General features: G+C 61.5%; 10 protein-coding genes. 9 read left to right on the top strand and 1 reads right to left on the bottom strand.

What is annotated here, in order from left to right; translation table 11 throughout:
- The first annotated feature begins 137 nt into the window (after positions 1-137).
- The 4 genes from D8U18_RS21095 (at position 138) to D8U18_RS21080 (ending at position 6,214) form a co-directional block, all read left to right on the top strand.
- Positions 138-1,964 carry a DUF1302 domain-containing protein gene (locus D8U18_RS21095; protein ID WP_131108349.1) on the top strand — a complete coding sequence of 609 codons (1,827 nt, stop codon included), beginning with the start codon at positions 138-140 and terminating at the stop codon, positions 1,962-1,964.
- An 11-nt stretch (positions 1,965-1,975) separates the two neighbouring features.
- Positions 1,976-3,313: a DUF1329 domain-containing protein gene (locus tag D8U18_RS21090; RefSeq protein WP_056854576.1), complete on the top strand. Its 1,338-nt coding sequence runs from the start codon at positions 1,976-1,978 to the stop codon at positions 3,311-3,313.
- Positions 3,314-3,488: 175 nt separating this feature from the next.
- Entirely contained in the window at positions 3,489-4,832 is a 1,344-nt protein-coding gene (locus D8U18_RS21085) for a DUF1254 domain-containing protein (protein ID WP_131108348.1), read from the top strand.
- A complete protein-coding gene (locus tag D8U18_RS21080) occupies positions 4,829-6,214 on the top strand; it encodes a DUF1254 domain-containing protein (RefSeq protein WP_131108347.1) in 1,386 nt (461 codons plus the stop codon). Before D8U18_RS21085 ends, D8U18_RS21080 begins: the two co-directional genes overlap by 4 nt.
- A 403-nt stretch (positions 6,215-6,617) precedes the next feature.
- Here D8U18_RS21080 and D8U18_RS21075 read toward each other — a convergent pair whose 3' ends face one another.
- Entirely contained in the window at positions 6,618-8,591 is a 1,974-nt protein-coding gene (locus tag D8U18_RS21075) for an alkyl sulfatase dimerization domain-containing protein (protein WP_131108346.1), read from the bottom strand.
- A 137-nt stretch (positions 8,592-8,728) separates the two neighbouring features.
- On the opposite strand from D8U18_RS21075, the gene D8U18_RS21070 reads away from it, so the two are divergent.
- From D8U18_RS21070 to D8U18_RS28795, 5 genes are all read left to right on the top strand, one after another.
- Complete coding sequence (locus tag D8U18_RS21070) at positions 8,729-9,397, top strand: ABC transporter ATP-binding protein (RefSeq protein WP_056854572.1); 669 nt, start codon at positions 8,729-8,731, stop codon at positions 9,395-9,397.
- A gap of 1 nt (position 9,398) precedes the next feature.
- Positions 9,399-11,870 (top strand): FtsX-like permease family protein, encoded by a 2,472-nt coding sequence (locus D8U18_RS21065; protein WP_131108345.1) that lies wholly within the window; start codon positions 9,399-9,401, stop codon positions 11,868-11,870.
- A complete protein-coding gene (locus tag D8U18_RS21060; RefSeq protein ID WP_131108344.1) occupies positions 11,860-12,933 on the top strand; it encodes a lipocalin-like domain-containing protein in 1,074 nt (357 codons plus the stop codon). The genes D8U18_RS21065 and D8U18_RS21060 overlap by 11 nt, the downstream gene beginning before the upstream one ends.
- A 62-nt stretch (positions 12,934-12,995) precedes the next feature.
- Positions 12,996-13,238: a hypothetical protein gene (locus tag D8U18_RS21055; protein WP_130907381.1), complete on the top strand. Its 243-nt coding sequence runs from the start codon at positions 12,996-12,998 to the stop codon at positions 13,236-13,238.
- A gap of 10 nt (positions 13,239-13,248) precedes the next feature.
- The gene (locus D8U18_RS28795; RefSeq protein WP_177336583.1) at positions 13,249-13,419 is read left to right on the top strand and encodes a hypothetical protein; all 171 of its coding nucleotides are present in this window, start codon (positions 13,249-13,251) and stop codon (positions 13,417-13,419) included.
- Positions 13,420-13,437: the final 18 nt, after the last annotated feature.

Raw genomic sequence — 13,437 nt, 5'->3', positions numbered from 1 at the left:
ATCGCGGCGGCCTGACTGGTCGCATGACCGCCCTTAAATCACCTCCGATGATTACTTTTTGTCGGCCACCGCTTGTGTGTCATCGATGAGCGTCAGGCACCGTGATCAGGTTGAGCAAACCTGACCGGAGCCTAATAATGATAAAAAAACGCTCGGCCACCGCCACAGTCCGCCAACGACTGCACCGGCCTGGCCACACCCGCCCGCAACCCCTTGCGCTGGCGATCATTGCCGTACTGACGGGACCCGCCTGTGCGACCACGTTCGATATCAACGAAGACTGGAGCCTGTCGACCAAGACCACGCTGAGCCTGGGCAGTAGCTGGTCGACGCAAAATCCCGACAAGAGCCTCATGACCCGCGCCAACGCCTTGCAGGCCCAAGGCGTTCAGGCCAATGGCACGAGCGTGAGCGCCGACGACAACCGGCTGAATTTCGAGCGGGGCGACCCCATCTCGCAGATCTTCAAGGGCCTTACCGATTTCAGCCTCGATGGCCAGGGGCAGGGCGCGTTCATCCGCTTCAAATACTGGTACGACCACGCCTACGAAACCCGCAACGGTCGGTTCAAGGATTTCGACGATTCGGGCTGGGACGATCTGTCGAAGTTCAAGGGGTTCGAGATGCTCGATGCCTATGTCTGGAAAGACTTCCAGTTGGCCGATCATCCGCTGAACGTGAAAGTCGGCAATCAGGTGTTGTCCTGGGGCGAGTCGCTGCTGATCCAGAACGGCATCAACGTGATCAACCCGCTGGACGTTTCGGCGTTCAACCGTCCTGGCGTCGAGATCAAGGAAGGCCAGTTGCCGGTGGAGATGGTGTCTTTCAGCTTTGGCCTGTCGGACACCACCAACCTCGAAGGTTTTTACCAATACAACTGGCGCCCCAGCGTTCTTGACGGTTGCGGCACATTTTTCGCCAGCAGCGATGCGATCCAGAAAGGTTGCGGGCCGTTGTACCTGAGCCAGGTGTTGACCGATCAGCAGATGCAGGCCAGCGGTTTGTACGCGCCGTCGCGGGGTAATGAATCGCCGTCGGACAACGGTCAATTCGGTTTCGCTTTGCGCCAGATGATCCCGGCGCTCAACGATGCCGAAGCGGCGATTTACTTTATCAACTACCACTCACGCCTGCCGTATTTCACCCTCAATGCGAAGAACACCGCCGTACGCGGTACGTTCCCTGGCGGCGTTCAACCGCCGACTTATGCCGCGGCGTTTCCGGAAGATATTCGCCTGTACGGCATCAGCCTCAACGGTGTCGAGCCCTACAGCGGAATTTCCCTTGCCGGCGAGCTGAGCTACCGGCCGAACATGCCGCTGGCGATCAACGCGCCGGACATCAACGTTGCAGTGATCACCGGGGCGGCAGGCAGCTCCTGGGTGCAGTTGCCGACAGGGTTCAACATCAATCGTGGCGACCGTTACGACGGCTGGGAGCGCAAAGGCGTCTGGCAGGCGACCGCCTCGGCGACCCAGGCCTTCGATAACATTTTGGGTGCCACACGCCTGAGCCTGTTCGGTGAGGCTGGCGTGGTGCACATCGATGATCTGGGCGACGAGCGCCTGGGTCGCAACTCGGCATTCGGCCGCAGCTCCACGCGCAACGGTACGCCGTGCAACACCGCGGCGTCGGGCGTGACCAACCAGTACTGCACCGACAAGGGTTTCGCCACCGATTGGTCGTGGGGTTATCGCTTGCGCGCCAGCCTGGAATACAGCGATGTGCTGCCGGGCATCAACCTGATTCCAGCCGTCAACTGGCGACATGACGTCGAGGGTTACTCCTACGATCCGCAAGGGCCGTTCCAGGAAGGCCAGCAAGCGCTCGGCGTCAGCCTGACCGGCGTCTACATGAACGATTACAGCGTGGAACTGGCCTACAACGCCTTCTTCGGTTCCAACGACTACAGCACCCTCGACGACCGCGACTTCGCCTCTGTCAGCTTCAAGGCAGACTTCTAAGGAGAATCATAATGCGTATGCAATTGTGCGTGCTGGCCCTGGCCTGCACCGTAGGCCTGGCTCAGGCCAAAGGCACCGATTCGGCTGCTCTGGGCAAAACCCTGACCCCGATGGGTTCGGAGATGGCGGCCAATGCCGACGGCAGCATTCCGGTCTGGACCGGAGGCCTTGGCGCCAACGCCGGTATCGTCGATAGCAAGGGCGGGTACAGCGATCCATATGCCGCCGAGAAACCGTTGTTCACCATCACGGCAAAGAACGTCAGCCAGTACCAGAAGTTTCTCAGCCCGGGTCAAATTGCCTTGTTCAAGCGTTTCCCCGACAGCTACAAAATGAACATCTACCCGAGCCACCGCAGCGCCAACCTGCCCAAGGACGTGCTCGCGGCGAGCCGTGACAATGTGGCCAAAACAAGCATGGCCGACGGTGGCAATGGCTTGCACGACTATGCGCGGGGCATTCCGTTTCCACTGCCCACCGAAGGCCTCGAGGTGATGTGGAACCATATGACCCGTTATCGCGGTGGCAGTTACGAGCGCATCAGCAGTGCGGCATTGGTGCGTGAAAACGGCGCCACCAGTTACGTGCGTAATCAGTCGCTGATCAACTTCGCCGACACGGTGGGCGGGCTGGAGGCAAACTCGAACATCCTGTTCATGTTCAAGAGCCGCGTATTGGAACCGGCGCGTTTGTCCGGAGAAGCGGTACTGGTGCATGAGCCGATCGATCAGGTCGCCGAGCCGCGTTCGGCGTGGCAATACCTGCCGGGCCAGCGCCGGGTGCGCCGTGCACCGATGATCGCCTACGACAACAGCGCCCGTTACAGCAACGGCCTGATCACCGCCGACAACATCGACGGCTACAACGGCGCGCCGGATCGCTTCGACTGGAAACTGGTGGGCAAGCAAGAGCTGTACATCCCTTACAACAGCTACAAGATCGGCAGCCGCGACATCAAGTACGACGCTGTGATCCAACCCAACCATATCAATCAGGATCTGGCCCGTTACGAAAAGCATCGGGTGTGGGTGGTCGAAGCGACCCTCAAGCCCGACGCGCGACACATCTATGCCAAGCGCCGGTTCTATGTCGACGAAGACAGTTGGCAGATCGCCCAATCGGACCAGTACGACAGCCGCGGCGAACTGTGGCGCAGCGGTGAACTGCATGCGATTCAGCAATACGACCACGGCTTCACCTACAACGTGCTGGAAACCTCCTATGACCTGATTTCCGGACGTTATTACGCCGGTGGCCTGGCCAACGAAGAGACCGAGCCGATGCGTGTCGGCTTTGCCGCCAAGACCGACGACTACACCCCGTCGGACCTGCGGCGCTGGGCCAAATAACCCTTTTTTGTCGATCGTTCCCACGCTCTGCGTCGTCGTTCGATCGTTCCCACGCTCCGCGTGGGAATGTAGCCCGGGACGCTCGGCGTCCCAAAGCGTGACGCGGAGCGTCACAAGAGGCATTCCCACGCAGAGCGTGGGAACGATCATTCATCACCCTTAAGGAGATCTATCCGTGCGCTACTGGATATCCGCGCTGGCCCTGGGCGCAAGCCTGGGCTCGGTTCACGCGCAAACCCTCGATCAATCGCAGGCCAGGGCGCTGGCGCAAGAGGCCTATGTGTTTGCTTACGCTACCGTCGAGCACGACAAGGTGCTCAGCGCCATCGCCGCGAAGCTGCCGTTCAACCGCCTCTACAGCGAAGCGCGATTGCTCGGCCCGCAGGACAACAAAGTGGTGTCGCCAAACAACGACACGTTCTATTCCCGGGCCTTGCTCGATTTGCGTGCTGAACCACAAGTGCTGCAAGTGCCGGCGGTGCAGGGGCGCTACTACAGCTTCCAGTTGGTCGACATGCGCACCGATAACCTCGACTACATTGGCACCCGCGCTACCGGCGATCAGGCCGGGCGCTACCTGATCGTCGGGCCGGACTGGAAAGGTGAGCTGCCAAGCGGATTCAACGGTGTGATTCGTTCGCCGAGTCGCCTGGTGTTTTTGCTCGGGCGAACCGAAGTCAAAGGCAAAGCAGATCAGCAGGAGGCCGCAAAAGTGTTGATGGGCTATGCCTTGCAGCCGTTGTCCAAAGTGATCGCAAGTGCAACGCCTGAGCCGATGGCGCCGCTGCACCTGCCGACCTATCAGGACACCAAACAAGGCCCGGCGCAGGCTTTGTTCAGCACCTTCAATGCGCTGGCGCCGTTGCATCAATGGACGGCCAGCGAGCAAGCAAAACTCAAGCGTTTCGCTGCCATCGGGGTGAAACCCGGCGTAGCGTTCGCCCCGCCAAAAGACCTCAACCCAGCCATTGCCCAAGGTGCCGAAGCGGGGCGAGACCAGGTGCGCGCCGCGTCCAGCCAGATCTCGGTGGAGCAGCAAGGCTGGCTTCGCTCGCCGAGCAATGTCGGCAAATTCGGCGATGACGACCTGACTCGCGCGGCCGTCGCCTGGCGCTACATCTACGCCAACGATCCGCTGGAAGCGGTCTACCCGATGGCGCTGCACGATGCTCAGGGGCAGTTGTTGGATGGCCGATATGCCTATCGTCTGCACTTCCCGGCCGGGCAGTTGCCGCCGGTGAATGCCTTCTGGTCGTTGACCCTGTACGACGGCAAGACGCAATTGCTTGCGGCCAATCCGATCGAGCGTTACTCGCTGGGTGATCGCAGTCCGGGTTTGCAATACGACGCCGACGGCGGCCTGACCCTGATCCTGCAAGCCAATGCACCAGCGCAGCAAAGCAACTGGCTGCCGACGCCCGCAGGCCCATTCAACCTGTTGTTGCGCCTGTATCTGCCGAAGGGCGGGGCGCTGGACGGCAGCTACCCGCTGCCTGCTATCGCGAGGGTCGAGCCATGAACATGTTCGTCAGTCGCCGCCGTGTACTGGGAGGCATGGGCGTGTTGGCGGGTGGCTTGATGTTGCCGCGCTGGTTGTTGGCCAGCGGTTCCGATGAGCTGCGCACGATTGCCCGGGAGGCCTGGATCTACGCCTACCCGATGCTCATGCATTACCAGACCCTGGAAAAGCAGGCGCTTGATCCAAGTGCGCCGGCCTATGTCGGCGGCTTCAATCGTTTCCGTCACTACAGCGCGTTGTACACCCCGAACAACCGCGAAATCGTTACGCCGAACAACGACACACCGTACTCCTGGGCCTGGCTGGACCTGCGCAGCGAACCGCAGGTACTGAGCGTGCCGGCGGTTGCTGCCGACCGCTACTACGTGCACCAGTTGGTCGATCAATACACCCACAATTTTGCTTATGTCGGCGTGCTCAGCACCGGTCGCGAGGCGGGGGATTACCTGATTGTCGGGCCGCACTGGCAAGGCCCGACGCCGGAAGGCATCAAGGCTGTGCTGCGCAGCGAAACCGAGATCGTGATGATCCTCGGGCGCACCGGCCTGAAGAACGCCGACGACTTGCCGGCCGTGCGCGCCTTGCAGCAGCAATACCGTTTGCGTGCGCTGCATGAATACACTGGCAGCGCGCCACCGGTTGCGGCTGCGGCAATTGCCTGGCAACCCTGGGATGCCAAAACCGGCCTTGGATTGGAGTTCATCGCGACGCTGAATCAGATCCTCACGCTGTGCCCGACCCCACCATCAGAACAAGCGTTGCTCGAACGTTTTGCGCGGATCGGCATCGTGCCCGGTCAGGCATTCGATGTGGCAGCCCTGACTACGGACGTACGTGACGCCCTGATGGCCGGGGTGGCGGACGCACAAGCGCAACTGCAAACCGCGGTCAGTCAAACGCGCACCACACTGGGCCTGTTCGGTAATCGTCAAGCGCTGCACGGCAACTATTTGAATCGTGCGGTCGCCGCGAATGTCGGAATCTACGGCAACAGTGTCGAGGAGGCGTTCTACACCGGCGCGCGGCTGGACAGTCGGGGACAACCGTTGCAGGGCGGGCGCCGCTATCGATTGCGGTTTGCACCGGGACAATTGCCGCCAGCCAGCGAGTTCTGGTCGCTGACGTTGTACGACTTGCCGGACCGACAATTGGTCGCCAATCCCATAGACCGTTACTGCCTGAGCAGTCGCGATGCATTGCAAGTGGATGCGGATGGCGGGGTGACACTGGTCATGCAGACCTCAGCGCCCGAGTCGTCGAACAACTGGTTGCCAACGCCAGCGCAGGGCGCGTTTACGTTGATCCTGCGCCTGTACGGACCCAAGCCGGAGGTGATTGAACAGCGCTGGCGGATGCCGTTGGTGGAAGCGGTTTCTGTGTAGTGAGGGCCAAGCCATCGCCAGCAGGTTGGCACAGGCGCTGAGGTGGCCGCAGTTGTTGTGCTCGGCACAAATCCCCTGTGGGAGCACAGCTTGCTCGCGATGGCGAAATGTCTGACACCATGGATGTTGAATCTGCCGCCGTCATCGCGGGCAAGCCTTGCTCCTACAGGGGTTGAGGCTGGCTGTGGTTGTTGTGCTCGGCACAAATCCCCTGTGGGAGCACAGCTTGCTCGCGATGGCGAAATGTCTGACACCATGGATGTTGAATCTGCCGCCGTCATCGCGGGCAAGCCGTGCTCCTACAGGGTTTGACGCTGGCCGCGGTTTTTCTGCCAGGCGCAGAACCACTGTGGGACCGAACTTGCTCGCGATGGGGGCGACGCGGTTTTCCCGCGTCATCCGATCAAGGCGTGACGATATTGAACTGCGGCGAAAAGGTGTCCAGGCTGCTCATCAATTCGCCAAGCTTCTTGCCATTGCCTTGCAGTTTGACCAGGCCTTTGTGGATCGCTGTCGGGAAGTCCGTTTGCTTGAGGCTGATCTGCTCCAGCGTTGTCTTGCTCATGCTCACTGATGCATCGGCCTGCGGGTCGAGGCCAGGGCGGTGGGTCAATACGCCGTTGCGCAGGGTCAGGGTGAAATCCTTGTTCGGCTCTTCGAACGTCCAGTTCAGGGTCATGTCGTGGCCAACGGCTTTGTCGCTGTCCAGGCGAATGGCCAGGAAATCGAAGAACATCTCAGGACTCATCGCCCGCACCATGTCGGCCGATACCGACGAGCCCGCATGGGTGGGTACGCCGTTGCGAAGCTCCATGGCACCGGTCAGGTACATGTTGCGCCAGGTAGCGTTTTCGCTTTGATAACCGAGTTGCTCCAATGTCTCGGCCTGGGCCGTGCGCGCGTCGGCGTTATCCGGTTCGCTGAACAGCAACTGATTGCCCAGTTGCGCCGCCCAACGGTAATCGCCCTTGGCCATGGCGGCGCGCATTTTCTCCAACACCGCTACGCCACCGCCCATGGCCTCGACGCTGCGTTTGGCGCTGTCCACCGGGGGCAACGGGTTGAGGTTGGCCGGGTTGCCATCGTAGAAACCCAGGTAACGCTGGTACACCGCCCGCACGTTGAAACTCAGGGAGCCGTAGTAACCGCGGGTGTACCACTTCTGGTCGAGGCTGCCCGGCAGTTTCTTGATCGCGTCGGCGACTTCCAGCGGGGTCAGGCCCTGGTTGAGCAAGTGCAGGGTACGGTCGTTGAGGAAGGCGTACATGTCGCGCTGGTCGGCGAGGAAGGTGCGGATGCGCTCGCCGCCCCAGGTCGGCCAGTTGTGCTGGGCAAACAGCACGTCACTCTTGTCGCCGTAGCGCGCCAGGCTGTTGTCCAGGTATTGCGCCCAGGCCTTGGCGTCACGCACTTGCGCGCCGCGTGGGGTGAGAATGTTGTGCATCATTTGCGTGGCGTTTTCTGCCATGCACAAGGCGCGCAGTTGTGGCAGGTAGAGGTTCATTTCTGCCGGCGCTTCGGTACCCGGTGTGAGCTGAAACTCTACCTCCAACCCGGCGATAGTGCGGGTTTGCAGTTCCTTGTCGATCAGGTCGGTCGGCGCGATCAGGGTGATGGTGCCGCCGCTCGGCGTGCTTTTGCCCAGACCTGCATCGACCTGGCCCTTTTCACCGCGAGGCAACAGACTGCCGAACTGGTACTGCGCGCGACGGCTCATGGCATTGCCGGCGAACACGTTCTCGCTCATCACGTGTTCCATGAACCCGGCGGGGGCGAATACCTTGACCTTGCCGGCCTTGACGTCGGCCTCGTCGATTACCCCGCGTACACCACCGAAATGGTCAACGTGAGTGTGGCTGTAGATCACCGCCACCACCGGTTTCTGCGGACGGTTCTGGTAGTACAGCGCCAGCGCCGCTTTGGCGGTTTCGGCCATGGTCAGCGGGTCGATGATGATCAACCCGTCATCGCCCTCGATGATGGTCATGTTGGCCACGTCGAGACCACGCACCTGGTAAATCTTCGGGCTGACTTCGAACAGCCCGGCATGAGCGTTGAGTTGAGCCAGACGCCAAAGACTCGGGTTGACCGAATCCGGAGCCTGGTCCTTGAGCAGGAAGTCATAAGCCTGGACATCCCAGATGACCTTGCCGGCGGCATCCTTGACCTGGCCCTTGAAGGGCGCAATCAAGCCCTTGCCCACCGACTCGAAATCGGTGCGATCGCTAAAGGGCAGTTGTTGCAACACGGCACTGTTGCTGGCGGCGGTTTGCGCGCTGGCGGCGACAGGTGCATCGGCGGCCACCGCCGATTGCGTCAGGCACGCGGTGATCAGGCAGGCCAGCAGGCCGCGGTGGCTCAAAGTAAAACGTGGCATGGCGTCTCCGTTTCTTATCGTTATGGTCAGACCAGCCTCGAGGGTACGGCGGCGCCCGTTCCAGATGGCAATCGCCAACGGACAAAAACCATTCAGGCCCGCTATCCTTGGCCCACGCCAATCGAACGGGTTCTCTCATGCTTGAGGTCCAGGGTGTCTTCAAAAGCTACGCCACGCCGCAGGGGCCGTTGCCGGTGCTGCAAGGTGTCGACCTGACGCTCAAGCCCGGCAGCAGTCTGGCGTTGATGGGCGAGTCGGGCAGCGGAAAGAGTACTTTGCTGCACCTGATCGCCGGCCTGGACAAGGTCGACCGCGGCAGTATCCGCAGCGGTGAGCATCGTCTGGAACAGATGAACGAAGGGCAACTGGCGAAGTGGCGGCGCACCGAAATCGGCCTGGTGTTCCAACAGTTCAACCTGATCGGCAGCCTGCGGGTGGAGGACAACCTGGCCTTTCAGGCGCGGCTTGCCGGTCGTCATGATCCACGCTGGCAGGCGCATCTGGTGCAACGTTTGGGGCTGGGCGAGTTGCTCAAACGTTATCCGGAGCAATTGTCTGGCGGTCAGCAGCAGCGTGTTGCACTGGGGCGAGCCTTGGCCTCACGGCCGAAGCTGTTGCTGGCCGACGAACCTACCGGCAGCCTGGATGAAACCACCAGTGCCGAGGTATTGCGGTTATTGCTGGCGTTGCTCGACGACAGCACCACGACGCTGTTGATGGTCACTCACAGTCAGGGCGTGGCGGCGCAGCTGGCAGAAAAAGTGGTGCTGCACGGTGGTCGTCTGCTCGGTGTGGACGGTCGCTGAGATGCGCATTTTCGGCGAAACCCTGCGCGCGCTGCTCAGTCACTGGCGGAAGCATCCGGTGCAGTTTTTCAGTGTGCTGACCGGGCTGTGGCTGGCCACCAGTCTGCTGACCGGCGTGCAAGCGTTGAACAGCCAGGCGCGAGAAAGCTACGCCCGCGCCAGCCAGCTGATTGGCGGTGAACCCCAGGCCAGCCTCAGTGCAACCGCTGGCGGGACGTTCCCGCAGCAATGGTTTGTCGACCTGCGTCGCGCCGGTTGGCCGGTGTCGCCGGTACTGCAGGGAAGGCTGACGCTCAAGGACCATGAAGATCAACGGCTGCAACTGATGGGCATCGAACCAGTGTCACTGCCGGGTGGTTCGCCGGTGGCGGGCCAGGCGTTGGCAATCGAACAGGTGGTCGAGTTCTTTACTGCGCCGGGAAGTACCTGGATTGCGCCATCGACCTTGCAGTCATTGGGATTGAAAGAAGGGGACCGGCCTGTGAGCGTGAGCGGGACGCCGTTGCCGCCCCTGCATGCGCAAACCGATATGGCCCCGGGGGTGTTGTTGGTGGACATCGGGTTTGCCCAACAGATTCTCGGTTTGCCGGAACAGCTGTCGCGGTTGTTACTGCCCAAGGATTTCATTGCGCCACTTCCCGATGCGTTCAAGGGACAACTGCAATTCAAAAGCAGCGCTGAAGAAAACAATCTGGCACGCCTGACCGAAAGCTTTCATCTGAATCTCAATGCGTTGGGGTTTCTGTCGTTCGTGGTCGGACTGTTTATCGTGCATGCAGCCATCGGCCTCGCCCTGGAACAGCGCCGTGGTTTGCTGCGCACGATGCGTGCCTGTGGCGTCAGTGCGCGGATGCTGATCACCTGTCTCGCCGTCGAACTGGGTGGGCTGGCCCTGGTAGGCGGGTTGGCCGGGGTGGTCAGCGGCTATTTACTGGCCGGCGTGTTGCTGCCGGATGTCGCCGCCAGCCTGCGCGGCTTGTACGGCGCGGAAGTGGCGGGGCAGTTGAACCTCAGTCCACTGTGGTGGCTCGGCGGCATAGGGTTAAGCCTGCTGGGCGCGTTGCTCGCCGGTACCAACAGCCTGTGGCGGGCGTCGCGTTTGCCATTGCTGGCCCTGGCCGATCCGCAGGCGTGGCATCAGGCGCATGCGCGTTGGTTGCGGCGCCAGGGCTGGGTGGCGGCGATAGCCCTGGCAAGCGCCGGGTTGGCGCTGGTGTTGGGTGACAGTCTGATCAGCGGGTTTTTGTTGATGGCGACACTGTTGATCGGTGCGGCACTGGCGTTGCCCGTGGTGCTCGATGCGCTACTCAATCTGCTGCTGCATCGCGCTCGGTCGGTGCTCGGCCAGTGGTTTCTCGCCGATTGCCGCCAGCAGTTACCGGCCCTGAGCCTGGCGCTGATGGCGCTGCTGTTGGCGCTGGCGGCGAACATCGGGGCCGGCAGCATGACCGCCGGTTTTCGCCAGACGTTCAGCGACTGGCTGGAACAACGGCTGACCGCCGAGCTTTACCTCAATCCACAAAACCCGACCCAGGCCCGGGAGCTGCACGGCTGGCTGATGCAGCAGCCGCAACTCACGGCGGTATTGCCCAACTGGCAAGTGCCGATTCAATTGCAAGGTTGGCCGGCGGATGTGTTCGGGGTAATCGATCACCCGACCTATCGTCAGCACTGGCCACTGCTCGAAGCCTTGGGCGACAAGCCCTGGGAGCAGCTGGCGACGGACGACGCGGTGATGCTCAGCGAACAGCTGGCCCGGCGTTTGAAGGTCGGCTTGGGCGATCATCTGTCGATGGCGACGCCCAATGGCCCGTGGTCGCCGCGCATCATCGGGATCTACGCCGATTACGGAAATCCCAAGGGCCACGTGCTGGTGAACATCAATCATCTGTTGCGTGGTTGGCCGCAATTGACGCCGAACCGTTTCAATCTGCGCATCGAGCCGACGTTGATTGCACCGTTCGTACAGGCCTTGCAGGCGCGCTTTGACCTTGAAGACAGCCGCATCGTCGACCAGGCGCGGCTCAAGGGATGGTCCACGCAAGTATTCGAGCGAACGTTCGCCGCCACCGCCGCCCTCAACAGCCTGACCCTGTGCGTGGCCGGCGTGGCGTTGTTCATCAGCCTGCTGACCCAGAGCCAGAACCGCCTCGGGCAACTGGCGCCATTATGGGCGCTGGGGGTGACGCGACAGCAATTGATGCAGCTCAACCTCGGGCAAACCTGGTTGCTGGCAGTGCTGACCCTGGCGCTGGCACTGCCGTTGGGCGTTGCGTTGGCCTGGTGTCTCGACACGGTGATCAACGTTCAGGCATTCGGCTGGCGCTTGCCACTGCGGGTGTTCCCGCTGCAATTGCTGCAGTTGATGGGGCTGGCATTGCTGGCAACGTTGCTGGCGTCGGCATGGCCGCTTTACGCGTTGTACCGCACGCAGCCAGCGGACCTGCTGAGGACTTTTGCCCATGAGGATTAAGTGCGTCGTGTGCCTGTTGGCAGTCTTGTCGAGCGGTTGCGAGCAACCGGCGCCATCGGAAAAAGGCTTTGCGGGGCTGGGCAATCAAGCGAGTGCATTCACCAAGGTGGTGCCCGGTCGAGTGTTCAGCTTCCCGGCGGATCACGGCCCTCATGACGGTTTCCGGATCGAGTGGTGGTACGTCACCGCCAACCTCAAGGACCCGCAGGGTCACGAATTCGGCGCGCAGTGGACATTGTTTCGCAGTGCCTTGAAAGCCACACCCGAGGTCAAGGGCTGGGAGAATCAGACGATCTGGCTCGGGCATGCGGCAGTGACCTCGGCGACGGCACATCATGCAGCCGAACGTTATGCCCGGGGGGGCGTCGGTCAGGCGGGCGTCAGCCTGACGCCGTTCAGCGCGTGGATCGACGACTGGGTGTTCAGCAGCCAGGCCTCTTCTGAAAACCCATTGACCGACCTGCAACTCAGTGCCCGGGACAAAGCCTTCAGTTATCGATTGCGGCTGACGTCGACCCAACCGCTGGTGTTGCAAGGTGACCAGGGGTTTAGCCAAAAATCCGAGCAAGGCCAGGCGTCGTATTACTACAGCCAACCGTTTTTCCAGGCCAGCGGCACGCTTGAGATCGACGGCAAGCCGTATCAAGTCAGCGGCCCCGCGTGGCTCGACCGCGAATGGAGCAGCCAGCCGCTGACGGCCAATCAGACCGGGTGGGACTGGTTTTCCCTGCACCTGGAGAGTGGCGAACAAGTGATGCTCTATCGCATGCGGCACAAGGACGGTGAGCCCTATTTGACTGGAACGTGGATCGATGCCCGAGGCCAGACGCAACTGTTAAGGGCCGGCGACATCCGCCTCGTCCCGCAGGACACCGCTTCGGTGGCAGGGCACGAGATGCCGGTGCGCTGGTCGATCCGGATTCCCGACAAACACCTCGACATCGTCATCAACGCCCTCAATCCCGGGGCCTGGATGAATTTGCGCATTCCTTACTGGGAAGGCCCGGTGCGCTTGAGCGGCAGCCATAAAGGGCAGGGGTATCTGGAAATGACCGGGTATTGAGCCGGAACTCTCTGATGTTCGCGGGCCTCCTAAATCAAGAAGGCCACAGACCGGAGACTGTCATGCGCGAAGACCTCACCCCACCCGACCTTGACGCATGGCAGCGCCTGTTTGAAGACCAGGCTTACTGGCAACAATCCCCGGACGCGCATTACATGGAATTGCTGCGTCTGGCCGACGATCTGCTGGGCCAGGGCGCGGTTGACCTTCAACAGTGGCAAGACTTGCGAGCCAGAGCGGAGCAGTCCCACAAAGACTCACCGGCCATCAACGTTGCCCGGGAAGTCGAAGACCCCGAGGCATGAGGAATACGCCATGAAACCGACACCGGAATCAGAAAACCCCGACGAGCCCCGTCCACCGGGGGAAACAGAACGCGACAACGATGCCCTGCGTCCAACCGATCCGACGCGGCGCGAGGAAAGTGGCAAGGGCACCCGCAGCGGAGAGTCGACAGCGCAAGAAACCGCGAAGAATGCAGATTAGCGTCGAACTCGCGCAACA

The sequence above is a fragment of the Pseudomonas sp. Sample_10 genome, assembly GCF_004321495.1.
Lineage (GTDB): Bacteria > Pseudomonadota > Gammaproteobacteria > Pseudomonadales > Pseudomonadaceae > Aquipseudomonas.
The sequence above is the reverse complement of the archived record's forward strand: the minus strand, read 5'-3'. Positions and strand labels throughout refer to the sequence as shown.